Origin of the sequence: Bacillus sp. FSL W8-0183 (genome assembly GCF_038006825.1) — a bacterium.
GTDB classification, from domain to species: domain Bacteria; phylum Bacillota; class Bacilli; order Bacillales; family Bacillaceae; genus Bacillus; species Bacillus altitudinis.
Map to the genome: position 1 here is coordinate 1,078,868 of NZ_JBBOVY010000001.1, position 25,458 is coordinate 1,104,325.

Consider the following 25,458-nt stretch of genomic DNA (forward strand, 5'->3'; position numbering starts at 1 on the left):
CAAAAACGACATTTGAAAAGGGAGAAAACATGACGATGCAGCTAATCAATATACATATGGAACTTCTTATCAATCATCCTCCCCCTTTCAAATGATGTTTTATTTCTTATTTTACTATATAAAAATATATTTCTCGTTTCAACAATTATGCTTATTTTAGTATCAGTTGATCTTGAAATTTTTTGTGTAGAGGAAAAGGAATTACTTGATGGAAATTGAAGTAAGTCATGAGCTTGAAAAGAAAGAGGGGGAATGGATGATGACATATATCAATTGTCAGGTAGACGGGGATATTTTTGAAATCGTTTTCAATAGACCTGAAGCGTATAATTCGTTTCATGTTGACATGTTTGCTGAATTGAAGGAAGCGTGTGATACAGCGAGTGAGAGCAGCGCAAAAATTGTTGTACTCAAGGGGATGGGCAAAGGGTTTTCAGCAGGCGGAGATATTGGCATGATGCTAAAGCAAGATCGTGAAGAAGATTTTCATCGCGTGATGGATTTGATCGAGGGAATTACACTTTCTTTAGCCAGTATGAAAAAAGTGACGATTGCACTTGTCCACGGGGCAGCGGCTGGTCTTGCTTTTAGCTTTGCCCTTAGCTGTGACTATTTGTTTATGCATCAAGATGCTAAACTTGCCATGAACTTTAATGGAATCGGGTTAATCCCAGATGGCGGAGGGCATTTTTTCCTCACCAAAAGAGTTAGTGAACAAACCGCTAAACAATTGATTTGGAGCGGACAAAAGCTACCGGCTGAAGAAGCGCTCAAGCTTCGCCTTGCAGACGGCGTGTTTCAAGATGAGGTGGATACGTATCAAAAAGCGTGCGTCAAGCCATTTTTAAATATGCCACTTCAAGCCTTTGTTGAAACAAAGATGATTTATTTTCAGCAGTCAGAATCACAGCTGTTAGCCGTTCTTCAAAAAGAGCGTGCTGCACAAGCTAGACTGAGACAAAGCCGTGATCATCAGGAGGGTGTTCAAGCATTTTTGGAAAAAAGACGTCCTGTGTTTCATTAAATAGAAGAATGAATGGCCGGCAGATGCCGGCTTTTTTAACGTTCAAATAAAAGAAGTTTACCTGCATCATTTACGAGCCGGTGAGAATGCTTTGTGTATTGTTGTTCGATTAAACGATGACGTCCTAATTCTTTTGCTTTTTCATCACTATCTGTGGTGATTTTTTCGTTTAATAAGGTTTCACCTGACGAATCAAATACAGTCAAATAGTAGGTTTTCTCCATCTCTGATCTTCCCTTTCTTCTTGTTTTTTAATGAATTATACAAGGAGGAAGTTAAAACCTCTTTTTTCACCCCTAAAAATGTGTTTTTTAGAATGAGAGCGATAGAACGTGCATTCGTAAAAACGGCGTGATAAAATATGGACAACTACAGTAACGTACAAGGAGATAGACGTTTGACGAAGCTCACTTTTATTCATGCCGCAGATCTTCATTTAGATAGTCCGTTTGCGGGAATGTCCAATATACCGAACCGAATTTTTAAGAGGTTGAAAGAAAGTACATTTCAAAGTGCCAAGAACATGTTTGAACTTGCGATTGATCGAGAAGTAGACTTTATGCTGCTGAGCGGAGATATATTTGACGAATCGAATCGTAGCCTAAAAGCACAGCTTTTTTTAAGAAATCAGTTTCTTAAGCTACAATCACACGGGATTGAAGTGTTTATTATTTATGGTAATCATGATCATTTAGGTGGTGAATGGACACCAATTGAGTGGCCAGAGAATGTTCACGTTTTTTTGAGCAGTACGCCAAGTGAGCAAGCCTTTTATAGAGAAGGTCAGCTTGTGGCAAGTATTTACGGGTTCAGCTACAAAGATCGAGCTGTCCATGAAAATATGACACCTTATTATGAAAAAACAACAGATGCCCCCTATCATATTGCAATGCTTCACGGCACATTAGCAGGTCAAGAAGGGCATGATGCGTATGCACCATTTCAGCTTCAGCAGCTTCTAGAGCGGGATTTTGATTATTGGGCGCTTGGACATATTCATAAGCGGGCTCTTCTGCATGAAGACCCACTGGTGATCTATCCTGGAAACGTGCAAGGAAGACATATAAAAGAAACAGGAGAGAAAGGCTGTTATGTCGTTTACCTATCTGAAGATGCTCAAAGAGCGGAGTTTATGAGCTGTTCAGATGTCATCTTTGAGACATTGACAATAGATATCACACATACCGCTCATATGACCGATCTTGTGATACTTGTGGACAAAAAGATGAGTGGACTGAAAGAGAGAGGTGTTCCTCATTTTGTGAAAATCGAACTAACTGGCGATGCTCCTGCTTATATGGAGCTCACGCAGCTTGAAGTGCTTGAGGAGCTGATGGCTGTTCTTCATGAACAGGAGGAAGATGAAGACTTGTTCGTTTGGGTGATGTCGATTGACTGCCGGACACATGAAGATGCCGTCTATCCAGAAGATTCTTTTTTGACAGAACTAACAGCAGAAATTGCCGAGTTTGATGCGTATGATGAGCTGCTTTCACCGATCAAGCGTCATCCAACCTATAGAAAGGCAGGAAGAGCTTTTACAAAAGAGGACGAGATCGATATTAAAGAAGAGGCACAAAGGCTGCTGGCAGAACAGCTGAAGCATTTATGAGAAAAGGAGAGGCATGATGAAAATACGTTCACTCCATATTGCGAATTTCGGGAAATTTTCCAATCAAACCTTCCACTTTTCTGATGACGGTTTTCAGTTAGTTTATGGCCTGAATGAATCGGGGAAAACGACATTGAAGGCGTTTATTGAATCGATGTTATTTGGTTTTTCCAAAAGCCATATGTATAAGCCAAAGCATGGCTCATTTTATGGCGGGTCTCTTACATGTTTTGATGAGGAATTAGGTGTGATTCATATTGAAAGAACATCTGATCATGGCGGCCAAGCTCAGGTGTTGCTGCCAAATGGTGAAGTGAAAGATGAAGCGTTTCTACATGCGATGTTAAAGGGAACAGATCGCAGATTATACCAATCAATCTATTCTTTTGACGTGTTTGGTCTGCAAAATGTACAAGCATTAAATCAAGATCAAATAGGGGAATTTCTACTCTTTTCAAGTTTGTTTGGCTCAGATGCGGCATCCAAAATGGACAGCAGGCTGCTAAAACAGCAGGAGCAGCTTTTTAAGCCCAATGGACGTAAGCCTGAATTAAATCAGCAGCTTGATCATGTAAAAGAGCTGTCAGGTAAGTTGAAACAGGCCAAATTGGTAGAAAGTCGTTATACCGCAAAGAAAAAAGAACAAGCTGAATTAACCGAGAAGGTAGAAATGCTTCAGCATGAAATGAGACAGACTGAAGAAGAGATTCAGCTTTTGACGGAACATATTCGACTTTATCCTATGATAGAAAACAAGATAGAGTTAAAAAAAGATTTGGCTAGTTATCCAGAACGAGTCAAACGGTTTAGACCGGAAACTGCGCATGAACTTGATAAATTAGAATCACACCTTCACCCAAAAAAGGCGCAAGTGACGGCACTGAAACAAAAATTAGATCATTTGCAAACGTCGCTCACGCAAGTTCAGCCACTCTATGACAAGGATACGGTATTGGAGATGAAGCGAGTCATAGCTGAATCATCGGATGCTGAACTTGTGAAGAAACGCTTAGCAGAAGGGAAAACAGAGCAGAATTCTTTGAAACAAAAAATAGAAGAAGCATCAGCGAAGCTGAAGTGGCAGCGTCCAATCAAGCTTGACCAGCTGGATGATTCACTTGACTTTGAGTGGGAATTAAAAGAGGCTGTGAGCCAATACGTTCGTTTAATGGATAGGAAAGCACAGCTCGATGACCGGTTTGATCATGCAAGACATGAGCTGGAAGAAGCGGAAACCGCTCTAAAAGGATTAAAGGAGCAGCCCGTTAAACAGCAAGATGCAGAAGATGTCAGGGGCACAAGGGCTACAGTGAAACAGAATCATTCCAGAGTGTGGTTATTCCTGCTGATGTTCGTGCTATGTGCTGTCATTCTCACGGTCTTATTCGTTTTAGCAGAGAGCTGGGTGACGTTACTGTTTGCAGGATTTTCCGTTTTTGTCTTGATCGCTATTTATCCAGTGCTTAAACAGACTCAGATGAAGGAAGCAAACGACAGTAACGCCTATCATTCCTTTCAAGTTCAAACAGCTTCAGCTGAAACGCTAGTGAAGCAAAAGGAGCTTTTATACGAAAGAATGATACAGCAATATGAAGACTGGGAGCGGGAACTGGAACCTGTACAGCAACAAGTAGAAGATATGAGAAGGCAGCTGGGTTTGTCCTCAGAGCTCTCATTCCTTGTGGAAGCTTTCCATATCTTGAAACAATTAAAAGCGAATACAGCGGCATATGAGGCGCTTAACAAGGAAATAGAGATGCTCACACAGCAGCAATCGACCTACGAGAAAAGAGTTTCAGCGCTCATGAGTCTCCTTCAAAGAAAAGAAGGGACCATTCAAGAGAATATCTCAGCCTTTCAAGAGGTATTGAAAGATGAGGAAAAAAGAGAAAAAGAACGTCAGACATTGCACGTATCCATTCAACATGTAGAGCAGCAGCTGACAACATTAGAAGGAGAAGTTCAATATTATGAAAAACAAACGGACGAGCTTTTTCAAAAAGTAGAAGCAGCGTCAAAAGAAGATTATCATGTCCTATCTCATCTATCCAAAGAATACCGGGAGCGGCTGTACAATTTGCAGCAGCTGAACCAAGAGCTACACAAAAGCGGTTATATAGATGAGGAAGAGGTCATTGTCCGTAAAGGTTTACGCACCCTTGAGGAGCAGTGTGCACAAGCAAAAAGACATCTGAATGACATGCAAGAGAATGTGACGAATATGAAAAAACGCTTGGCAGAATTAGCAGTAGAAATACGCCAAATAGAAGCATCAGGTACAGTGTCTGATTTGACTCATCAGCTTGCTGTAGAGCAGGAGCAGGCAAAGCATCTAGCGAAAAAATGGGCGGCTATTCAGCTCGTTCGTTCCGTCATTCGAGAGAAACTCAATGAACATAAAGAAACGAGGCTACCAGCACTCCTCCAAACAGCTTCCCGATTTATTCAGCCGTTAACGAATGATCGATATGAAGTGATTTTATTTTCTGCCGAAGATGACCGGCTGATTGTGAAACGGAGGGATGGACGCCTATTCCGCCCGGAGGAGCTTTCACAAGCAACATGTGAGCAAATTTATCTCTCGATTCGTTTTGCACTTGCTTTGTCCCACCAGCAAGATTGTCAGCTCCCATTTATGATGGATGACAGTTTCGTTCACTTTGATCATGTCCGTCTAGACAGGGTGCTGGAGCTGATGAATGAACTCACTCGTTTTGAAACACAGCTGTTTTATTTCACTTGTCATCATTATATGAAACAAGCAGCGGAAGACGGGCAGATTACGAGCTTAGCAGTGGAATGATTGACAAATTATGACTTATGTTATACTTATATGAGCAGAAACATGGAAGGAGCATTTATTGAATGGCTAAAGGGATCATGACCTATGACGTCGGCGAACAAGTTGACCTGCATTTATTAATTAAATCATCTACTAAAGGGATTGCGAGTAATGGCAAACCATTTTTAACGTTAATTCTTCAAGATCAAAGTGGAGATATTGAGGCGAAGCTATGGGATGCAAAGCAGAATGATGAACTCACATATGCTGCGCAAACCATTGTGAAGGTAGTAGGTGATATTCATCATTATCGCGGAAGGAATCAGCTGAAGCTTAGGAATATACGTCCTGTTGCTGAAAACGAGCAAATCCGCATTGATGATTTTCTAGAAACAGCTCCTATTCCAAAGCACGATATGATGGATACCATCATGCAATATATTTTTGATATGAAAAACCCTAATATTCAGCGTGTCACAAGACATTTGCTGAAGAAATATGGACAGGAATTCGCTGATTACCCAGCAGCTACGAAAAACCATCACGAGTTTGTTTCGGGTCTTGCCTATCATGTGGTATCGATGCTTCATTTAGCGAAATCCATTGTTGATCTATACCCATCACTAGATCGAGATCTTTTATATTCAGGGATCATTCTACATGATTTAGGGAAAGTCAAAGAGCTTTCGGGTCCTGTCTCCACCACATATACAGTAGAAGGGAACTTAATTGGCCACATTTCTATTATGGTGACAGAAATTGCGAAAGCCGCAGAGGAGCTTGGCATTGATTCTGAGGAAATTCTGATTCTGCAGCATTTAGTGCTGAGTCATCATGGAAAAGGGGAGTGGGGCAGTCCTAAACCACCAATGGTGAAGGAAGCCGAAATTCTCCACTATATAGATAATTTAGATGCAAAAATGAACATGATGGATCGTGCGCTTGAGCATGTGAAGCCAGGAGAATATACAGAGCGTATTTTTGCACTAGAGAATCGTTCGTTTTATAAACCAACCTTTCACAATGAATCCTCATGATAAAACGCCCGTTTGATGCGGGCGTTTTTTTTCATAACTTGTCTTCTTTTCGCATAAGCATGTAACACAAAGGAAGAGAGATTAGTCCTGAAAAAGGAGGCGAAGACAATGTTATTTTTTCCATGGTGGGTATATGCATGTATCATTGGTATTATCTTTTGTGCCTATAAATTAATGACGACAGCCAAAGAGGAACAAGAGATTGATCAATCCTTTATTGAAAAAGAGGGAGAAATCTTTATCGAACGAATGGAGCAGGAGAGAGAGCGTAGACGTCAAGGACAGCAAATGAAACGATCCCAGGAAACGGCGAAGCATGAGGACCATTCGATTGCATAATCAATAAGAATAAAAAAACCCCTCTACAAGTTCATGTAGAGGGGTTTTTCTTTTCGTTCATTATTGGTTTGGTGTTTGTTGTGTGGTTTGTTCAGATTTTTCTTTGAATGTATTTTCAAGTTCTTTATCTTTTACTTTCACATCAGCATCTTTCACCAATTTGTTTAAGATCGTTTGAATTTCATTGTTGTCTGCTTGTTTTTGATCAAGCAGTTCTTTTTTCAAGTCTGCTTTCATGTCATCGTATTTACCGCGTTCTTCGGTCTTTTTAATGATATGGTAACCAAATTGAGATTTTACTGGTTTGCTGATTTCATTTACTTTTAGTTTGAAGGCAGCTTTACTGAAGTTCTCATCCATTTGGCCTTCTTTTGCGAACCAGCCTACATCGCCGCCTTGTGCTGCTGAAGCAGTGTCAGTTGAATATTCAGATACAAGGTCATCCCATTTTTCGCCTTTATCTAATTTCTTTTCTACTTCATCTGCTGTTTTCTTGTCAGCAACTAAAATGTGGCTTGCGCGGATTTTTCCTTTTAGGTCATCGTAATACGCTTTTACTTCTTTGTCAGTGATTTTGATGTTAGCTTTGGCAGCCTTTTGAGTCAGCAGCTCATATTTTACTTGATCTTTGATGTAATCTTTTCCGAATTCATCTTGAAGTTGTTTTAAACGATCTTCACCAAGTGTCTTTTTATATTCTTCCAATTTCTTATCAATTTCTTTATCTGATACTTTGTATTTGTCAGCAAGAACCTTTTGTTGAACAAGTAGGTTTAAAGCATCTCCACCTGCTTGTTTCTTAAGTGTTGTGTAAAGCTCTTCTTTTGTGACATCTCCTGATTTTGTTGTTGCGATCACTTCTTTGTCACCGCTACTGCATGCGCCAAGAGTTAAAACACTTACTGCTGTTACAGCTGCTAAAGCCATTTTTTTCATTCAAAAAACACTCCTAATCTTTCCAATTTATTTATCATTGCTTGTATCATAACATATTGTGACATGCTGTAAAAAGAAATGCAAATGGGAGGGCATTCGTCTAGTCAAATTTTTGCGACCAACATACACATATATTGATCACAAAAAGGAGGCTGAATTATATGGGAGCAGGATATTCTAATGGGTTTGCTTTATTGGTCGTGCTATTCATTTTGCTGATCATCGTTGGTGCAGCATATCTTTATTAATTAAATCGCTGTGACAGAAAGGAGCCGTCCTGCCATGCGTGCGGGCGGTTCTTTTTTAAAACGATGACAAGTGCCTAAACGTTTTAAAATTTTCTGCATACACTGAGCTTAGAACAGAGGAAGAACTGGCAGGAGGTGTTTTCACATGGGAGGAGAAGTCTTTGCTGGCGGTTTTGCACTAGTCGTCGTGTTATTCATCTTATTGATCATTATCGGTGCATCTTGGATTTACTAATATCATCATACACAAAAAGCTGCCATCAAACAGGCAGCTTTTGCTTTGATCTTAAATAGATATGGTAATTTCAACAAATGATGAGATCAGTAAGATCAGTATCGATACATTGATAAAGCGAAACACCTTATCTTGCCGTTCTTCAGGAATCTCTCTGACAAGGCATAATGTATTAGTAAGCCTGTTTATTGAATACACAATAAACGCGGCAAAGACGATGAAGTAAAATAAAACTATCGGAGATCCCCCCTCTCTATGCTATTCCCATACTACATTACCAAATTTTTTATGAAAAAGATAGAAGTTGGCTTTAAAAACCTCATGATGAGGAAGTTGGGTCAACTAAAATATCAAACTCGTCTTGGGCTTGATCAATGATGCATGATTTTGGCGCTTTTAGCAGTTTCCAAGCAAATAAAAAGTCAGGCAAACAATAGCCTGCATGAATACTTGCGATCATGATAAAATAGTGTGCGTACATTGGAAATGCCATTCCTAAAACAAAGTAAACAGGTGAGATGACACAAAACGGGCTGAGCAGTGAGAAAAGCATCACTCTCTTAGGCACGCGCTGCCAGCAATTTCGTTTAAATAACGTCATTTTTTTCTTATGTTTCATGACTGGGATCAAGTGAATCACGCGGTGGACAAGCAATGTCGCAAGTAAAAGCACGATAAAAAGCGGTGCATTGTGACTGCTGAGCCTCGTTTCAGGATGAGTCAGTTGAAAACATAAAAATGCCATAATGAAAAAAAATACAGTAAGACATATGGCTGAAATCATCATTCTCGTATAACCATAATCCTTTTCAAGATTAATGGTCTTCCAACAATTCATTTTTCATCCTTCCAATCTCAAAAAAACTAATTGAATATCTCAAGATAATTTACTCTTCCTGAGGATAAAAATCAATGGTTTTCAAGAAAAAAAATAAATTGTTACATTCATATGGAATAAAGAGAGGAAACTTTGGGTTTTTCAAGAAAAAAAGACATAAGAGGGAGGTTCGTCTCTTTCGTCAATGAGTAATTTCGGCTAAAATAGAGTGACTAAGAGAAAGAGGGAACGTACATGAGTATTGAGGAACGAATGAGCCAGCTCGAATATTATATGGAACTGTTACTGACGGCTACAGATATGAGCCGTTATCCATATTATGCGCTATTGATCCGGCAGCGTGTATCGAAAGAAGAGGCAAAGGACATTGAGCGTATTTGTGCTGAGCTCTCAGATGAAATGGACAAGCAAAAAGCACAAGGCTACGTCATGTTCGACGATCTCCTTGCGCTGTTTGCGGGACAGTTAATTGAAAAGTTGGATGTTCATGAGACGATTTTTGCTTTGCATGATCAAGGGCTGTTTCAGCCGTTAATGAATGAATTTATAAAGATCATTAAACAATTTGATTTGCTTTAGCCGCTTTTTCCTCCGCTGAGTCTTCAAGTTCTTCAGGCTTTTTCGTGACTTTCCCACGTTCATTCAAAAAGTCCTTCTCAATGTTTGAAAACGATTTCTCAAAAATCTCCATGAAATCCTCACCATAAATGTTTCGGATAATACACATCATTTCTAAAATTTCAGGGAACTTTCCGTAAATGTCATGAAGCGGCTGTGCGCCTTTGACAATACCAGTTCGGGCCGGGTCGTAATCTTCGAGTAGTTTATGGAATGTCTCTTCGCCTTTTGGCGTTAGTTCAATATACGTATTGCGTTTATCGTTTAACTTTTTAGAAAATTTTAAAAATCCTCTTTCCTCTAATTTTTTAGAGAAGTTAAACGCCGTTGATACATGCATGACGCCAAACTTTGCAATTTCTGATATTGAAGCTCCTTTTAATTGATACGCAATCCACAAAATATGATGTTCATTGATATTTAGGTTATACGGTTTGATCCACTGCTGCCAGTCCTTTTCAATGGATTTCCAAAGAGCTTTGCTCAATTGGGCCATTCTTTGACTGAATAAAAGTGCTTCTTTTACATCGAAAGGCTGTTCCGAATGATTCATCCATTTCACCTACTTCTCTTTTTCTTGTAATTCTATTATGCCAATAAAATAAAGATTAATAAAGCTGAAAATTCAAGAATTTTTAAAAGTCATGAAAAACATTGACAAAATAACCTTTTTTCAACAAAAAAAGTGCGGGATACGCACCCCGCACACTTTTGTAAACGAATATTTTTTTGTGAGTATATTAGTTTTGTAAGGTTTTCTCCAGTTGTTTGAGCTTTTCCTCAATTTCCTGAATTTCCTTTTGTAAGTCCTGCTGATGAGGTTTGATTTCCTCGCGCCATTGCTGAATGGATGTTTGCAATTCAGTCCCGACCTCTTTAATGACCTCAGCACTTTCTTTTGCGGTTTCAACAATCTGCTCTTTTAAAGCTTGTCCATCTCTTTTTAATCTTGTCAGCGTATCTTCGAATTTGTCATAGCCGTCTTTCATCTTTCCGCGTACATCTCTGCCAGAAGAGGGAGTCGTCAGGAGCACTGCCGCACCTCCGAGGAGACCGCCTACAAATAATCCTGTTAATAAAGAACGTCCACTAGCCATTCCAATCACCTCTAGTCAAATTTTACACATTCGCATGTTCTCTCTGAGCTGACGATCAGCTTCATTGAACTTCCATACATAGCTTGCTTTATTTTAGCATACTTTTGAAGAAAAGGGAGGGGAGAAGGTTGTCTGTCTTTCTGTTCGTTTTTACGTGTATGTGTGTGATTTTCGCAGGTGGTTCTATTCATTATGTAAGGCAGCTTGGGTATGCAGGGTCTTATCCGCCAAAACATGTATTAAGACAAAAAGCAATTGTGTGTGCGGCAGGTGCAGGGATTTCGCTCTCCATTTTGCTACTTACCCTTTTTCTTTTATAGAAGCATGAAAAAAACCTCTTCATCTAATGAAGAGGTTCAGTTATTCGTTAAGCGACTTCAATCATTCTTGCGCGCTTTAATATGGACTGAGCAATCGGGAAGACAAATACCATAGCTATCGTATTGATCACAGTTGCTGGCAGGACAACACCTACAAGAAGTGCTGGTAACGCAGCCGGCAGTCCAGTAATCAGTAAAGCGGCAGATAGGAAAATCACGCCCGATACGACGGTCCCAACAGCGGTGAGTACAGCGGTCAGAACGACTTTGTTCTTGATCTTCTGGCAAGATAAGAAAAGGGCTAAGAAGATAAAGGCTGTCACCGGTTTATCAATCATATTGGGAATTTGTCCGCCTGGAAAACCTGTTGTCAAAGCGGAAATGACCCCAGTGACTAGGGCGATCACAACGACATGCTGTACCTTCGGAAAAAGGATGATGCTTAAAAACATCATGACCAGCATCATATCAGGTTTCATTCCGAAAAAGATGGGTGGGAAAATCGTATGCAAAACAGCTCCCATTGCTGCAAGCAATGACATAATCACTAATTCTTTTGTTTTCATTTCTATGCTCTCCTCTGCTAAGCTCTTAGAACTCTCCAATAATATGGCTGATCATTTATTGCAAGAGTCATGACTTTATATTTCTCGTTATTATAACAAATTTATTTCACGATAGAAAAGCCTTTTTACTCATTTTCTTGCTGGAACTTTTTCATAAAGTCCGCAAGCTTTTGGCAGTCTTCTATAGAGACAGCGTTGTAAATCGAGGCTCTGCATCCGCCAACAGAACGATGGCCGGCGAGTCCAACCATTTGTTCTTGTTTTGCTTTCTCCACAAAGGATGCAGTGAGTGCATCATCACGAAGGGTAAACGTGACATTCATATGTGAACGGCTGTCAGCACGTGCATGTCCTTTGTAAAAACCGCCGCTTTGATCAATCGTATCATACAGAAGCGCTGCTTTTTGTTCATTGCGTTTTTCTGCTGCTTCTACGCCGCCCGCCTGTTTCACATGCTCCAGGACAAGGGATAGCATATAAATCGCAAAAGTCGGTGGTGTGTGATAAAGAGAATTGGCTTTGGCATGTGTTGAATATTTTAAAATTTTAGGTGTGCCGCTTTTTTCTTTCTCTAATAAACGTTTGCGCGCGATCACAATCGTGATACCAGAAGGCCCTAGATTTTTTTGTGCCCCGGCATAAATGAAATCAAATGAAGACACGTCTATTTTTTTGCTGAGAATATCACTGGACATGTCGGCAATAAGCGGGAGTGACGTATTCGGGAACGTTTTCCACTGAGTACCGAAAATGGTATTGTTCGATGTGATGTGCAAGTAAGCCCCGTCATTTAAAACGGAAGCATCCACATCTGGAATATACGAATAGTTGTCGTCTTCACTTGAGGCAAACACTGATGTTTCACCAAACCCATTTGCTTCTGACAAGGCTTTCTCTGACCAAGCACCTGTTTGGATGAAATGAGCCGTTTCGCCTTCATGTAAGAAGTTCATCGGAATCATTGCAAATTGAAGACTTGCCCCGCCTTGTAAAAAGAGGACCTCATAATCTTCTGGAATGTCCATCAATTCTACCAAGAGTGCTTTCGCTTTATTGTGGACTTCTTCATACTCACCGCTGCGATGAGAAAGTTCCATCACAGACATCCCGGTTTGTTTAAAATCAACAAGTTCTTCCTGTGCTTTTTGAAGCACTTCTAGCGGCAGCGCCGCCGGACCAGCATTAAAATTCGTCGTTCGCTTCATCACAATCTCTCCCTATTTCTCGCGTTAATGGATCAAAAGATAAAACCATCCTATCACAAATTTGAAGCATTTGGACAAAAAATTTGAATCGTCCTAAATATCTTACGATTCAGAGGATAAGCACATAAAAGAAGTGGAAAAAAGAAAAACCTCATCAATTAAGATGAGGTAAGGCGCGTATGGATGGCAGAAGAAATATCTTTTAAATCCTCTGCTGTATATTGATCTTGGTGAGATTTCCATACGGCACCAAAGCCGTCGCCTTTGCCATAACGTGGAATGATGTGCATATGGTAATGGAACACAGATTGTCCGGCTTTTTCACCGTTGTTGTTCAGAAGGTTTAAACCAATTGGTTCAAATTCTTGTTTGATGGCTCTAGCGATTTTTGGAATCGCTTGGAAGTAATGATTAGACACTTCTGGTGTCATGTCATAAATGTTTTCTTTATGTATTTTCGGGATTACAAGGGTATGTCCTTTTGTTACTTGGCTGATATCAAGAAAAGCCAATACATGCTCGTCTTCATATACTTTTGCACATGGAATGTCTCCATCAATGATCTTGCAAAAAATGCAGTCGCTCACGCCATGTCACTCCTCATTATTTTTCCTTTATCGTATCACAAAAAGAAGCAAAAAAGAAAACAGGACAAGCGAACTCCTTTGGTCGCTCATCCTGCTCCTGCAGAAGAAATGTTGATGCTTTCATTTGATATGCCTTTTGAATTCTCTATTTACTGAAATAAAGAATTCATATGCCTGCTATTTCTGCCGTAAACACCTCATTTGACATTTTGGTTCGTCGTATACAGATTTGTATAGGACACAAAAATCAAGAATCAGTGAAGCAAAACAGAAGCTAAGGTTTTTAGATGAAAAACCAATTTGTCATGCGGTTATTGCCTTTAACAAACACCTCATTTACGTATTGGTCATCAAGTTCATTTCTTCTACATACATTATGATGACCAGTATGCCTATGTTTTATTCATGAGTTGTCTATAGGTAAACATTTCAAATTGTCTTTCGTTTTTGGTACTATAAAGGAAAAAAGAAAGAAAGGAACGAACTGATGTCCCTTCTAACTGTAAAAGATGTAACGGGTGGATATACAAAGAATCCCGTTCTGAAAAATATTTCATTTGAATTAGAAAGAAACCAAATCGTTGGTCTCATTGGCTTAAACGGGGCGGGAAAAAGTACAACCATTCGTCATATTATTGGATTAATGAAACCTCATAAAGGGGTCATTGAGCTGAACGGACGAACCCTTCAAGAAGATCAAGAGGCGTATCGTTCACAATTTACGTTTATTCCAGAGACACCTGTCTTATATGAAGAATTAACGTTAAAAGAGCATTTAGAGCTGACAGCGATGGCTTACGGCCTTTCAAAAGAACAATTAGAAGAACGTCTGCCGTCTTTGCTGAAGGAATTCCGAATGGAGAAGCGATTGAAATGGTTCCCTGCTCATTTTTCTAAAGGGATGAAGCAGAAGGTGATGATTATGTGTGCGTTTCTTGTGGAGCCAGAGTTGTATATTATCGATGAGCCGTTTTTAGGGCTTGATCCGCTTGCGATCAACGCACTATTAGAACGTATGAATGCGGCGAAACAAAATGGCGCAAGTGTTCTGATGTCAACGCATATTTTAGCCACAGCGGAACGTTATTGTGATTCCTTTATTATTTTGCATGAAGGGGAAATTAGAGCGAAAGGAACACTGACAGAACTAAGAGAGCAGTTCAACATGAGAGATGCGACACTCGATGATCTTTATTTGGAATTAACAAAGGAAGAAAGCTATGAGTAAAACAACGCAAACCATTTGGAAATCACGATTAGAAGAACACGTACAAGAAACAAGAAAATATTTAAAATATATGTTCAACGATCATCTTGTGATTGTGCTCATTTTTTTCCTTGCAGGCGGGGCGAGCTGGTACAGTAATTGGCTGAAGCATATTCCAGCTCACTTCCCATCCTATTGGGTCATGGCAGTTGTTTTCTCATTGGTACTGACTAGTTCTTACGTGCGAACGTTGATCAAAGAGGCAGATCTTGTGTTTATGCTTCCTTTGGAAGCTAAGATGGACCCTTATTTAAAACAAGCGTTTAACTTTAGCTTCATTTCTCAGTTATTTCCTTTGATTGCCGTGTCCATTATTGCACTTCCGCTATATTCGGCTGTCTCCTCAGGCGATCTGATGCTATATGTGCTCATTTTGGCGCAAATGATCTTAATAAAAGGTCTGAATACAGCGATTCAGTGGAGAATCACTTATTTTCAAGGGAAACATGTCAGATGGATTGATGCAGTGATTCGTTTTCTGCTCAATACAATGTTAATGTATACCGTTTTACAAGCAGCTTATGCCATTGCCATTGTTTTTTATCTTTTATATGCTGTCTATCTCATTTATCTAACAAATGCAGTAAAAAAACAGCCCTTTCAATGGGAATTGCATATTTCTGATGAGTTAAAACGAAAACAGCGTTTTTACCGCTTGGCAAACTTATTTACGGATGTCCCTCATTTAAAGAAACAAGTGAAAAGAAGGGCGTATATGGACTGGGTCTTGCAGTTTGTCCCTTATGAACAGCGTAAAGCTTTTTCTTATATGTATGTGAGGGCGTTTTTACGTTCAAATGACTATTTTGGTCTTGTGTTTAGGTTAACGGTCGTGTTTGTGCTCATCCTCTTGTATACAGGTGCAGCAGGCTGGGTGGGGGCATTACTTGTCTTGTTTACAGTCTTTATCACAGGTGTACAGCTTGTCCCGTTAACAAAGCACTTTGCTCATCTGTCGTTACAGGCACTTTATCCTGTGTCTCAGCAAGAAAAAGATCGAAGCTTTTTTGTTCTCGTACGAAATGTACTCATCATCCAGTCAATTGTACTGAGCTCCGCCGTTTTTCCAGCAGGTGGATGGAAGGGAAGCGGACTTGCTCTTCTCATTTCATTGGTATTTGTGCTTGTCCTATTCAAGCCTTACGTACAAAGCAGATTAAAAAAGATGAGATAAGCATTTTTTACAGCGTGTGTATGATGTCACCAAGGAGGGAACTGGGATGAATGCAGCTGAACGGGAACTGTATGAAGAGGCCATTTTTTTTCAAATGCGTTTTTTAAGAAAACCATCCAAGATCGAGCGGTTTTCAAAAGGTGTTCAGCAGCAAGTGAATCGTCGAATCCCTGCTCGATTTCATCAAGTCATCACAAGTGCGGTGAAAACAATGGTTGAATCCACCGTATCAGGAAGCCATTTTACTTCATTTACAGTCATTGATGAACAATTGTCTATTGTAGAGCGAAATGAGCTGGCAAAGGAAAAGGTGACATATTATCAAAAGGCCGCTGCGATTGAAGGAATTGGCACAGGTGCGGGTGGATTGTTTCTCGGAATGGCGGATTTCCCTCTCCTTTTGAGTATTAAAATGAAATGTCTATATGAGCTTGCTTGTATATATGGATTTGATTTGTCTCAAAAAGAGGAAAGGCTCTTTTTGCTTTGTATTTTTCAACTCGCCTTTTCAAGCAGTGCACACCGTCAAAAAATGATGAAACTCATTGAAGAATGGGAAACAACCCGGGAAGAAATGGATTGGTATAGCTTTCAGCAGGAATATCGAGATTATATTGACCTTGTGAAGCTGTTTCAATTAATGCCTGTGGTCGGTGCCGCTGTTGGTGGGGTGGCAAATCATCAGCTGACAGGACAGCTTGGTGAAGTCGCACGCCATGTGTTTCACTTGAGAGTGTTGAAAGAATCGAAATAGAAAAGCCGCTGGTGGCAGCGGCTTTTTTTTATTCATCGTAGGAAAGGACGGCATGAGCGAGTACCTTTGCTGCGACAGGCATTGCGTTTTCGTTAATATCAAATTTCGGATGGTGATGTGGATACACATCTTGGCTGTTTTCTGGCATAGCGCCTGTGTAGAAGAAAGTACCAGGAACATGCTGAAGGTAGTAAGCGAAGTCTTCTCCGCCCATTTGAGTTTCGGCTTCTTTTACTTCTGTGACTCCTTCTGTCTGTTTGGCTATTTCTGCTATATATTCAGTTGGTGCAGGGTGATTTTTGACTGCAGGATAGCCTCTTACATATTCATAAGTATAAGAGGCATCGTGCATGTGGCAGACACCTTTCACCACCTGTTCAATTTCACGTTCAATGATATGGCGTGCACTCTCTTCAAAGGAACGTGCAGTACCTGTTAGCACGGCCGAATCTGCAATGACGTTAAAGGCATTTTCAGCGACAAATCCCCCTACAGATACCACCGCAGAATCAATCGGGTTGACTTTACGGGCCACGACCTGCTGAAGATTGGCTACAATTTGTGAACCGATGAGTACGGCATCTTTCGTTAGGTGCGGCTGTGCGCCATGTCCGCCTTTCCCTTGCACTTGAATAGAGAAACGATCGGCGGCTGCCATAAAGTTCCCGCTTTTATAAAGAACAGTGCCGCATGGCTCTGAAGACCAAAGATGGGTGCCGAAAATGACGTCAACACCGTCTAAACAGCCATCTTCAATCATTGGTTTCGCACCGCCGGGGGCATATTCTTCAGCGTGTTGATGTATGAGGACGATTTTTCCTTTTAATTGATCTCGGTGCTCATGTAAGATCTTCGCTAAGACGAGAAGTGTTGCTGTGTGGCCATCGTGACCGCATGCGTGCATGACGCCAGGTTTTGTTGAACGGTAAGGTACATCCTTTTCATCATGAATGGGAAGTGCATCAAAATCAGCTCTCAGTGCAATGGTCGGTCCAGGGGAAGCTCCTTCAATAAAAGCGAGTACACCATGTCCGCCTACATGTGTGCGTGTTGGGATATGTAATCTGTCATAATATTGAGCGATGTAAGCAGCTGTTTCCTCTTCCTGAAAAGAAAGTTCTGGATTCATATGGAGATGGCGTCTAATTTCAACCATTTCCTCATAATGTTCATCAAGACGTTCATTGATCCTTTTGTGTAAAGTGGATACTGTCATTGATCCGAAAACCTCCTTTAGGCTCTTTTACTGATTGTATGGTAATTGTTAGAATCTTTCAACAGAAGAGGATGTCGAGAATGACAGAAAAGGTCATTTTACATAAAAGTCGAAGGTTAAGTATGAAGCTTGAAAAAGGGGGAGTGGCATTGGGAAGCTGTCCAAATTGTTCAAAAGCATTTTCTTTCGTCGAAAAATTTCATTTATCGCATACGAGAATGATGCTTTGTCCAAGCTGCCGGCATCAAATCAAAGAAACGTTCGTTTCGAAGATGAGCTTTTTGATGATTTGTTTGATTCCACTGTTGGTACTACTTATTCAGATGAAAGGTGCTTCACCTATGCTCAAATGGCCAATCTTATTAGGGTGGATCTTGCTGAATTTTTATGTGCTTCAGCCAATCATTCATCGGTACGAGCTTAGAGATAAGCGTTGAAAGCCCAGCAGAAGGGCTTTTTTTTATGAAAAAAAAGAAGTGCGAAAAGCAGCACTTCCTTAATGGTCTATGACGGCATGATAGGATGTCAGATAGGCAGGACGAGAGAAGATGGAGCCAGTATCCTCGTGCGGCTGAAAGAACGCTTCTGACTCTTGGAAGTCTTGAAATAAGTCTTCAGATTCCCAAAGGGTCAATATCAAGTACACTTCTTCATCCTTTTTTGGTCTTAACACACGAAGCGCCTGAAAGCCGCGCTGGTGCTCTGACATGTTTGTTTTTTTCTGAAAGGTGGATTCAAAAAGCGCTCTGCTTTCGAGCTTTACAGGGATATGATTCAGCGTGACAAAGCCAGATTGGACGAGCTCACCTTTTGTATAAATCACATCATAGGCATGGGGTGCTTTAAAGACTGTCTCACCCTCCGTTTCATGAAAAAGAGCCGCTTGTTCCTTACCGACCGTATAAAGCAGATTTTCAAGATGATGTTTTTTTGCGATTTTTTGCAAAAAGTCTGCTGTTCCATATGTAATATAGAAATTCATCTAAACCGCCTCCTGCTTGATAGTATAACAAAAGAATGATATATAATTCTTTGGTAGTCAATCCATAAAACATATTATGAAGCAATACATCCCATACTATCCGTATAAAGGAATGAGGTGACCTAATTTGAAGAAAAAGAAGATAATCATTCCATTAGTCATTGCAGGAAGTACAATCGTGCTTTCATTTATTGGCTATCTGACCATTTTATTTTTAGGACATTATGTCATAGATGAGAAGAAGCTTGTTTTTCACGCTTCCTCGAAAATCATTGATCAGAATGGAAAAGAACTCACAAGCATGTATTCAGAAAATCGGGACCCTGTGTCATTAAAAGAGGTCCCAGATAAAGTAGCGAAAGCTTTTGTTGCTGTAGAGGACAAGCGCTTTTATGAGCACCACGGAATTGATGCACAATCGATTTCAAGGGCGGTTTATCGAGATATATTAGCAGGTGGAAAGGTAGAAGGCGGCAGTACCATCACCCAGCAGCTCGCCAAAAATATCTTTCTCACAAATGATAAAACGTTTCTTCGAAAAACAAAAGAAGTCATTATTGCGATCAATTTAGAAAGAGATTATTCAAAGGACAAGCTGCTTGAAATGTATTTGAATCAGCTTTACTTTGGTCATGGCGTCTATGGGATCCAAGCAGCGGCCAATTACTATTTTAGTAAAGATGTAAAAGATCTCACTGTCAGTGAAGGAGCTACACTTGCTGCCATGCCAAAGGCACCTTCAACGTATTCCCCTGTTCTACACCCAGATAAAAATAAACAAAGACGGGATACCATCCTGAATTTAATGAATGAACAAGGATATTTGTCTTCTACAGAAACAGTTGAAGCAAAAGGAAGAACACTTGGTATTCATTTAAAAAAGAAATCAGAAACCCCTTGGGTGGACAGTTATGTAGATCTCATGATTAAAGAAGCAGAATCGCAGTATTCGATTTCGCATGAACAATTGCTTCAAGGCGGCTATACCATTACGGTACCAATCGATATGAATTTGCAAAAAGTTGCCTATGATGCAATGAAAAACAATCGTTATTTCCCGGGAAAAAGCGGGTCACCTGAAGGCAGCGCTGTGTTTATTGACAACGCATCTGGTGGTGTAAAAGCAGCAATAGGCGGACGAGAATATCAGGCAAGAGGCTATAACAGAGTCACAGCTGTTAGACAGCCTGGTTCTGTCTTTAAGCCGATCGCAGTATATGGTCCAGCGATGCAGGAGAAAAAATTCAGACCGTATTCACTGCTCGAGGACAAGGAAAAAAGCTATGACGGCTATTCTCCAAAGAACTACGATGGACAGTACGAGGGCAGGGTCACGATGGTAGAGGCTCTCATGAAAAGTAAAAATACATCTGCCGTATGGACGTTAAGCCAGCTTGGCATCGATACGTCTAAATCCTATCTTGAGAAAATGGGGATGGATATTTCGGATAAAGGACTTGCCATAGCGCTTGGCGGTTTAGAAAAAGGGGTTTCTCCGTTGCAGATAGCTGGAGCATTTCATACATTTGCAAATGAAGGCGTCTATAAAAAGCCGTTCTTCATTCAGAAAATCACGAATGATGATGGAGAAACCGTTGAAAAAAATCGAAACAAAGAAGAACGAGTGTTTAGCGTTCAGAATGCTTGGAATATGACAAGAATGCTTCAACAGGTCGTCAAAGGCGGAACCGCTCAGAGCGGATCATACGCTGGAGATTTGGCTGGTAAAACAGGCACAACTACGTATTCCGGTTTCAAAGGGGCAACGAAAGATGCTTGGTTTGCTGGCTACACGCCTAGTACAACAGGGGCAATCTGGATGGGGTATGACAAAACGGATAACAGTCATTATTTAACTGGCGGCAGTCAGTATCCAGTGCAATTAATGAAAGATATTTTAACGACAGCCCAAATAACCAATGAAACATTCCAAAAACCAGAGGGAATTAAAGAACTTCAATCGCCAATCCATTTAGAAGGACTGTCAGGCTTTGAAGCACGTTATGCATTTAAAATCAAAGGGCTCTTTACATTGGAGCTGTCATGGGATGAACAGGAAGACAAACGCGTTGAATATCGTATTTATGAAATGAGAAATGGAAGCGAGACCCTGATCGATTCTGTAACAGGAACAAACAGCTACACAATGCCGTATGCAAATGTGTTTTCAGATGCGCAGTATAAGGTTGTTCCATACAATACTCAAACACAAGAAGAAGGCGAAGGCAGTGCTTATATCAAGCCGGAGGCTTTTGGACGTTAATATTCGGCGATTTTTTGAACATTGAGCCGCTTTAGTATACCGTGCCTTGAAAAAGCGGTATAGTAAAAGCAGTGTTTGAGCCTTATACAAAGAGAGTGTGAGGCGAAAGGTGGAATGAAAGGTAATGGGAAAAACGAAGGCTTTTAATGACACGTTCTTAAAGGCGTGCAAAGGGGAAAAAACAGACCATGTACCGGTTTGGTATATGAGACAGGCAGGACGCTCGCAGCCTGAATATCGTGCCCTTAAAGAAAAATACGGGCTATTTGAAATTACGCATCAGCCAGAGCTATGTGCATACGTAACAAGACTTCCTGTAGAACAATATGGTGTAGATGCCGCTATTTTATATAAAGATATTATGACTCCGCTTCCAGCTATTGGAGTGGATGTTGAAATTAAAAATGGAATTGGACCAGTGATTGACTCGCCTATTCGGACAAAGGCAGATATCCAGCGTCTTGGAGAGCTTCATCCTGAAGAAGACCTGCCGTATGTGCTTGATACGATCAAGCTGTTAACAGAGGAGCAGTTGAATGTTCCGCTGATTGGTTTCGCAGGTGCACCTTTTACGATGGCAAGCTATATGATCGAAGGCGGTCCATCTAAAAATTATCATAAAACAAAGGCGCTCATGTACAGTGAGCCAGAGACATGGATGCTTTTGATGAATAAATTAGCCGATATGACGATCACATACATACGCGCTCAGGTAAAAGCAGGCGTCCGAGCATTTCAAATCTTCGACTCTTGGGTTGGCGCTTTAAATGCAGCAGATTACCGGACCTTCATTAAGCCTGTCATGCAGCGTATTTTCACAGAGCTGAAGTCTGAAAACGTACCAATGATTATGTATGGTGTCGGTGCGAGCCATCTGGCCAAAGATTGGCATGACTTGCCGCTTGATGTCGTTGGACTGGATTGGCGTATGAGTGTAGACGAAGCGCGAAAAGAAGGCTTAACAAAAACGTTACAAGGAAACCTTGATCCAACGATTTTACTTTCTCCTTGGGAAGTGATTGAAGAAAGAGCAGCAGCGATTTTAGATCAAGGGATGAAATCAGATCAATTCATCTTTAACTTAGGTCACGGGGTATTTCCTGATGTCTCACCAGACACGTTAAAGAAGCTGACAGATTTTATTCACGATTATTCAGCTAAACATAAAAAGACATCCATCTAAATGATTTCAAATGATCTGAAGGAGTGTTGGTTGTGGAGAAAAAGAAAATGGGGCTACTTGTCATGGCATATGGCACCCCATATAAAGAAGAAGACATTGAACGTTACTATACACATATCCGTAGAGGCAGAAAGCCAGAGCCGGAGATGCTGCAAGATTTAAAGGACCGCTACAAGGCAATTGGCGGCATTTCTCCTTTATCAAAAATTACAGAACAGCAGGCAAATGGTTTGTGTGAACATTTGAATGAGATCCAAGACGAGATTGAATTTCATGTATACATTGGGTTAAAACATATTGAGCCTTTCATTGAAGATGCAGTCGCTGACATGCACCGAGATGGCATCACAGAAGCGGTGAGTATTGTCCTTGCACCGCACTTCTCCACATTTAGTGTGAAATCGTATAACAAACGTGCACAAGATGAAGCAGAAAAGCTTGGCCATCTGAACATTACTTCTGTTGAAAGCTGGTACGATGAACCGAAGTTTGTGGACTATTGGGTGAAACAAGTGAAAGAGACGTATGCATCCATGAGTCAGGAAGAAAGAGATTCAGCAGTGCTGATTGTGTCTGCACACAGTCTTCCTGAAAAAATTATTGCAGCAGGAGACCCATACCCTGATCAGCTTGCACAATCTGCAAAAATGATTGCTGAAGGTGCAGGAATTGAGCATTATGAAATTGGCTGGCAAAGTGAAGGCAATACGCCTGATCCATGGCTTGGACCAGACGTACAGGATCTCACGCGTGACCTATTTGAGCAAAAAGGCTATAAAACATTTGTATACGTGCCTGTTGGATTTGTCGCTGATCACCTTGAAGTGTTATACGACAATGATTATGAATGTAAAGTCGTCACGGATGAAATTGGTGCAGCCTACTATCGTCCAGAAATGCCAAATGCGAAACCAGCATTTATTGATGCACTGGCAGCAGTCGTATTAAAGAAGCTTAATGAAAGCAAGTAATCATATAAAAGAAGGCGATCCTATGCATGACAATCAAAAACACCTTGTCATCATTGGCGGTGGCATCACGGGTTTGGCCGCCGCCTTCTATTTGGAAAAGGAAATTGAAGAAAAAGGCCTTCCTATCCAAATATCTCTTATTGAAGCGAGTCCTAGGCTAGGTGGAAAAATTCAAACATTATATAAAGACGGTTATATCATTGAACGTGGACCCGATTCATTTTTAGAAAGAAAGGTCAGTGGACCCCAGCTGGCAAAAGATGTTGGCCTATCTGATCAGCTCGTCAATAATGAAACAGGGCAAGCGTATGTATTAGTCAATGAAACCCTTCATCCGATGCCAAAGGGGGCTGTCATGGGCATTCCAACTCAAATCAGTCCTTTCATTACAACTGGGCTTTTTTCAGTTGCCGGAAAAGCACGTGCAGCGATGGATTTCGTTTTGCCAAAAAGCAAACAGACAGAAGATCAGTCTCTGGGGGAATTTTTTAGAAGACGTGTGGGTGATGAAGTGGTGGAGAATTTAATTGAACCGCTACTATCAGGCATTTATGCTGGTGACATTGATCGCCTGAGCTTAATGTCTACCTTCCCGCAGTTCTATCAAACAGAACAGAAGCATCGCAGTTTGATTCTTGGGATGAAAAAATCACAGCAGCATGCAAAAGCGCAACAAGTGACAGCGAAAAAGCAAGGACAGTTCCAGACAATCAATCAAGGGCTGCAAGCACTTGTTGAAGCGGTCGAAAGTAAACTCAAGCTGACGAAGATTTACAAAGGGACAAAAGTGACCCAGATCGAAAAAGCAGAGGGAGGCTATGGCGTTCAATTAGACAGCGGTCAAACGCTTTTTGCAGATTCTGCCATTGTGACAACTCCTCACCAATCGATCTATTCCATGTTTCCAAAAGAAGCAGGGCTTGAGTACTTGCATGACATGACATCGACTTCTGTTGCAACAGTTGCACTCGGATTTAAAGAAGAGGATGTTCACAATGAATATGATGGTACTGGTTTTGTCATCTCAAGAAATAGTGATTTCTCCATTACAGCATGTACGTGGACAAATAAGAAATGGCCTCACACTGCACCTAAAGGAAAAACATTGCTCCGTGCATACGTTGGGAAAGCTGGCGATGAATCAATTGTCGAACAGTCTGATCATCAAATCGTGAGCATCGTGCTGGAGGATTTGAAGAAAATCATGGATATTAAAGCAGATCCAGAGCTGACGACAGTGACTCGCTGGAAAACAAGCATGCCGCAATATCATGTGGGTCATCAAAAACAGATTTCGACGATGCGAGAAACGTTTAAGCAATCATATCCTGGTATTTATATCACGGGTGCTGCATTTGAAGGTGTTGGGATTCCTGATTGTATTGATCAAGGAAAAGCTGCCATCTCAGAAGCTGTATCTTATCTATTTTCATAAAAAACAAACTCCCTTTTCTGTCATGGAAAGGGAGTTTTTCATGTTCGTATGTTTAGAAAAGAGTGGTGAATAATAAAATTGAACAAAGTTGTTGCATCTGAGGAAAAGGATGTGGTATATTACTTTCTGTACTTAATGACCGAAACGTTCAAATAGTCATTTTGGGAGTGAGATCATGAGTGTTGATAGGAGACAAATGATTTTAGATGGAGCAACAAAGGCATTTACCCAGTTCGGGTATAAAGCCACGACAATGGACCTTGTAGCAAAGCTTGCCAACGTTGGAAAAGGAACGATTTATACTTTTTTCAAAAACAAAGAAGAGCTGTTCGATGAAATTTTCACATCACTGTTAATGGAGATGAGGAAAATTGCAGATGAAGCAATAGATGAGAAGAATAGTTTCTCAGAAAACCTTCATTTAGCACTCTTTGCAATATTAGAATTTCGAAAAAACCACCAGCTTACAATTAAAATCTTTCAGGAAAATGCGGAGCTTGGCACATCAGCAGTGAAAGAAATGATTGAAAAAATGGAGCAGATGATCATTCGCTATATTAAAACAAAAGTAAAAGAAGCGATTGAAAAAGGCGACATTAAGCCCTGTGATCCTGAATTGACGGCATTTGTGATGGTGAAACTATATATTGCACTTATTTTTGACTGGGAAAAGCGATATGAGCCTTTAACAAAAGAAGAGGTCGCTGAATCGCTCGAGCTTTATGTACTAAAAGGACTGTCTGCAACAACATAATTTTTTTTGAGTTCA

29 protein-coding genes are annotated in these 25,458 nt (G+C 40.6%); 18 read left to right on the plus strand and 11 right to left on the minus strand.

From position 1 onward, the window contains the following. Window positions 1–208: 208 nt before the first annotated feature. Window positions 209–1,024: an enoyl-CoA hydratase gene (locus NSQ64_RS05595; protein WP_081105402.1), complete on the plus strand. Its 816-nt coding sequence runs from the start codon at window positions 209–211 to the stop codon at window positions 1,022–1,024. A gap of 35 nt (window positions 1,025–1,059) precedes the next feature. Here the strand turns inward: NSQ64_RS05595 and NSQ64_RS05600 are convergent, their stop codons facing one another. After that, window positions 1,060–1,248, minus strand: coding sequence for a YhzD family protein (locus NSQ64_RS05600; protein ID WP_024719988.1), 189 nt, complete (start codon window positions 1,246–1,248; stop codon window positions 1,060–1,062). 173 nt (window positions 1,249–1,421) lie between these two features. Between NSQ64_RS05600 and NSQ64_RS05605 the strand changes: the two genes are divergently transcribed. The 4 genes from NSQ64_RS05605 (at window position 1,422) to NSQ64_RS05620 (ending at window position 6,794) form a co-directional block, all read left to right on the plus strand. After that, window positions 1,422–2,636: a metallophosphoesterase family protein gene (locus NSQ64_RS05605; protein WP_341015483.1), complete on the plus strand. Its 1,215-nt coding sequence runs from the start codon at window positions 1,422–1,424 to the stop codon at window positions 2,634–2,636. 16 nt (window positions 2,637–2,652) lie between these two features. Continuing rightward, the gene (locus NSQ64_RS05610) at window positions 2,653–5,439 is read left to right on the plus strand and encodes an ATP-binding protein (RefSeq protein ID WP_341015486.1); all 2,787 of its coding nucleotides are present in this window, start codon (window positions 2,653–2,655) and stop codon (window positions 5,437–5,439) included. 62 nt (window positions 5,440–5,501) lie between these two features. Further along, entirely contained in the window at window positions 5,502–6,455 is a 954-nt protein-coding gene (yhaM, locus tag NSQ64_RS05615) for a 3'-5' exoribonuclease YhaM (protein WP_007497151.1), read from the plus strand. A 108-nt stretch (window positions 6,456–6,563) separates the two neighbouring features. Beyond that, window positions 6,564–6,794: a sporulation YhaL family protein gene (locus NSQ64_RS05620; protein ID WP_017360318.1), complete on the plus strand. Its 231-nt coding sequence runs from the start codon at window positions 6,564–6,566 to the stop codon at window positions 6,792–6,794. Window positions 6,795–6,854: 60 nt separating this feature from the next. On the opposite strand, the gene NSQ64_RS05625 is transcribed toward NSQ64_RS05620, so the two are convergent. Then, window positions 6,855–7,730, minus strand: a complete 876-nt coding sequence (locus NSQ64_RS05625) for a peptidylprolyl isomerase (protein ID WP_024719991.1) — start codon at window positions 7,728–7,730, stop codon at window positions 6,855–6,857. A gap of 161 nt (window positions 7,731–7,891) precedes the next feature. Here NSQ64_RS05625 and NSQ64_RS05630 point away from each other — a divergent pair, with 161 nt between their 5' ends. Both NSQ64_RS05630 and NSQ64_RS05635 read left to right on the plus strand, forming a co-directional pair. Next, window positions 7,892–7,978, plus strand: a complete 87-nt coding sequence (locus NSQ64_RS05630; protein WP_008361129.1) for a YjcZ family sporulation protein — start codon at window positions 7,892–7,894, stop codon at window positions 7,976–7,978. Window positions 7,979–8,123: 145 nt separating this feature from the next. Then, window positions 8,124–8,213, plus strand: coding sequence for a YjcZ family sporulation protein (locus NSQ64_RS05635; protein ID WP_034647786.1), 90 nt, complete (start codon window positions 8,124–8,126; stop codon window positions 8,211–8,213). Between the two features lie 51 nt (window positions 8,214–8,264). Here NSQ64_RS05635 and NSQ64_RS05640 read toward each other — a convergent pair whose 3' ends face one another. Then, on the minus strand, window positions 8,265–8,450 hold the full coding sequence (locus tag NSQ64_RS05640; RefSeq protein ID WP_072368131.1) for a hypothetical protein: 186 nt from the start codon (window positions 8,448–8,450) through the stop codon (window positions 8,265–8,267). Between the two features lie 82 nt (window positions 8,451–8,532). Next, window positions 8,533–9,051 (minus strand): DUF3267 domain-containing protein, encoded by a 519-nt coding sequence (locus tag NSQ64_RS05645; protein ID WP_268381641.1) that lies wholly within the window; start codon window positions 9,049–9,051, stop codon window positions 8,533–8,535. A gap of 234 nt (window positions 9,052–9,285) precedes the next feature. Here NSQ64_RS05645 and NSQ64_RS05650 point away from each other — a divergent pair, with 234 nt between their 5' ends. Then, window positions 9,286–9,630 carry a YhaI family protein gene (locus NSQ64_RS05650; RefSeq protein WP_007497157.1) on the plus strand — a complete coding sequence of 115 codons (345 nt, stop codon included), beginning with the start codon at window positions 9,286–9,288 and terminating at the stop codon, window positions 9,628–9,630. Here the strand turns inward: NSQ64_RS05650 and NSQ64_RS05655 are convergent. Both NSQ64_RS05655 and NSQ64_RS05660 read right to left on the minus strand, forming a co-directional pair. Further along, complete coding sequence (locus NSQ64_RS05655) at window positions 9,608–10,222, minus strand: HTH-type transcriptional regulator Hpr (protein ID WP_008348891.1); 615 nt, start codon at window positions 10,220–10,222, stop codon at window positions 9,608–9,610. The genes NSQ64_RS05650 and NSQ64_RS05655 overlap by 23 nt on opposite strands. 187 nt (window positions 10,223–10,409) lie before the next feature. Beyond that, complete coding sequence (locus NSQ64_RS05660) at window positions 10,410–10,766, minus strand: YtxH domain-containing protein (protein WP_007497160.1); 357 nt, start codon at window positions 10,764–10,766, stop codon at window positions 10,410–10,412. A gap of 128 nt (window positions 10,767–10,894) precedes the next feature. Here NSQ64_RS05660 and NSQ64_RS05665 point away from each other — a divergent pair, with 128 nt between their 5' ends. Beyond that, window positions 10,895–11,086, plus strand: coding sequence for a hypothetical protein (locus NSQ64_RS05665; RefSeq protein WP_008348888.1), 192 nt, complete (start codon window positions 10,895–10,897; stop codon window positions 11,084–11,086). A gap of 47 nt (window positions 11,087–11,133) precedes the next feature. Here NSQ64_RS05665 and NSQ64_RS05670 read toward each other — a convergent pair whose 3' ends face one another. The 3 genes from NSQ64_RS05670 to NSQ64_RS05680 form a co-directional block, all read right to left on the minus strand. Further along, window positions 11,134–11,652 carry a tryptophan transporter gene (locus NSQ64_RS05670; RefSeq protein WP_008348886.1) on the minus strand — a complete coding sequence of 173 codons (519 nt, stop codon included), beginning with the start codon at window positions 11,650–11,652 and terminating at the stop codon, window positions 11,134–11,136. A 125-nt stretch (window positions 11,653–11,777) separates the two neighbouring features. Then, window positions 11,778–12,857 carry a 3-phosphoserine/phosphohydroxythreonine transaminase gene (serC, locus tag NSQ64_RS05675; RefSeq protein WP_039167563.1) on the minus strand — a complete coding sequence of 360 codons (1,080 nt, stop codon included), beginning with the start codon at window positions 12,855–12,857 and terminating at the stop codon, window positions 11,778–11,780. Between the two features lie 158 nt (window positions 12,858–13,015). Beyond that, window positions 13,016–13,444, minus strand: coding sequence for an HIT family protein (locus NSQ64_RS05680; RefSeq protein ID WP_024719993.1), 429 nt, complete (start codon window positions 13,442–13,444; stop codon window positions 13,016–13,018). A gap of 487 nt (window positions 13,445–13,931) precedes the next feature. Between NSQ64_RS05680 and NSQ64_RS05685 the strand changes: the two genes are divergently transcribed. Genes NSQ64_RS05685 through NSQ64_RS05695 form a run of 3 tightly spaced genes read left to right on the plus strand, consistent with a single transcriptional unit; the run spans window position 13,932 to window position 16,639 of the window. Further along, complete coding sequence (locus tag NSQ64_RS05685) at window positions 13,932–14,672, plus strand: ABC transporter ATP-binding protein (RefSeq protein ID WP_008348877.1); 741 nt, start codon at window positions 13,932–13,934, stop codon at window positions 14,670–14,672. Continuing rightward, on the plus strand, window positions 14,665–15,885 hold the full coding sequence (locus tag NSQ64_RS05690; protein ID WP_007497169.1) for an ABC transporter permease: 1,221 nt from the start codon (window positions 14,665–14,667) through the stop codon (window positions 15,883–15,885). The genes NSQ64_RS05685 and NSQ64_RS05690 overlap by 8 nt, the downstream gene beginning before the upstream one ends. Before the next feature lie 46 nt (window positions 15,886–15,931). After that, entirely contained in the window at window positions 15,932–16,639 is a 708-nt protein-coding gene (locus NSQ64_RS05695) for an EcsC family protein (protein ID WP_024719995.1), read from the plus strand. Between the two features lie 28 nt (window positions 16,640–16,667). On the opposite strand, the gene NSQ64_RS05700 is transcribed toward NSQ64_RS05695, so the two are convergent. Then, on the minus strand, window positions 16,668–17,855 hold the full coding sequence (locus tag NSQ64_RS05700) for a M20 family metallopeptidase (protein ID WP_008348870.1): 1,188 nt from the start codon (window positions 17,853–17,855) through the stop codon (window positions 16,668–16,670). A gap of 80 nt (window positions 17,856–17,935) precedes the next feature. Between NSQ64_RS05700 and NSQ64_RS05705 the strand changes: the two genes are divergently transcribed. Beyond that, window positions 17,936–18,292 (plus strand): hypothetical protein, encoded by a 357-nt coding sequence (locus NSQ64_RS05705; protein ID WP_017360309.1) that lies wholly within the window; start codon window positions 17,936–17,938, stop codon window positions 18,290–18,292. Window positions 18,293–18,351: 59 nt separating this feature from the next. Here the strand turns inward: NSQ64_RS05705 and NSQ64_RS05710 are convergent, their stop codons facing one another. Next, the gene (locus NSQ64_RS05710; RefSeq protein ID WP_007497177.1) at window positions 18,352–18,837 is read right to left on the minus strand and encodes an antibiotic biosynthesis monooxygenase family protein; all 486 of its coding nucleotides are present in this window, start codon (window positions 18,835–18,837) and stop codon (window positions 18,352–18,354) included. Between the two features lie 127 nt (window positions 18,838–18,964). Between NSQ64_RS05710 and NSQ64_RS05715 the strand changes: the two genes are divergently transcribed. The 5 genes from NSQ64_RS05715 (at window position 18,965) to NSQ64_RS05735 (ending at window position 25,443) form a co-directional block, all read left to right on the plus strand. Beyond that, on the plus strand, window positions 18,965–21,100 hold the full coding sequence (locus tag NSQ64_RS05715; protein ID WP_041507509.1) for a transglycosylase domain-containing protein: 2,136 nt from the start codon (window positions 18,965–18,967) through the stop codon (window positions 21,098–21,100). Between the two features lie 124 nt (window positions 21,101–21,224). After that, window positions 21,225–22,283, plus strand: coding sequence for a uroporphyrinogen decarboxylase (gene hemE / locus NSQ64_RS05720; RefSeq protein ID WP_041507508.1), 1,059 nt, complete (start codon window positions 21,225–21,227; stop codon window positions 22,281–22,283). A gap of 32 nt (window positions 22,284–22,315) precedes the next feature. Further along, the gene (gene hemH / locus NSQ64_RS05725; RefSeq protein ID WP_017366949.1) at window positions 22,316–23,254 is read left to right on the plus strand and encodes a ferrochelatase; all 939 of its coding nucleotides are present in this window, start codon (window positions 22,316–22,318) and stop codon (window positions 23,252–23,254) included. A gap of 22 nt (window positions 23,255–23,276) precedes the next feature. Beyond that, window positions 23,277–24,689, plus strand: coding sequence for a protoporphyrinogen oxidase (gene hemY / locus NSQ64_RS05730; RefSeq protein ID WP_008348859.1), 1,413 nt, complete (start codon window positions 23,277–23,279; stop codon window positions 24,687–24,689). A 175-nt stretch (window positions 24,690–24,864) separates the two neighbouring features. Further along, a complete protein-coding gene (locus NSQ64_RS05735; protein ID WP_007497184.1) occupies window positions 24,865–25,443 on the plus strand; it encodes a TetR/AcrR family transcriptional regulator in 579 nt (192 codons plus the stop codon). The last annotated feature ends 15 nt before the right edge of the window (window positions 25,444–25,458 follow it).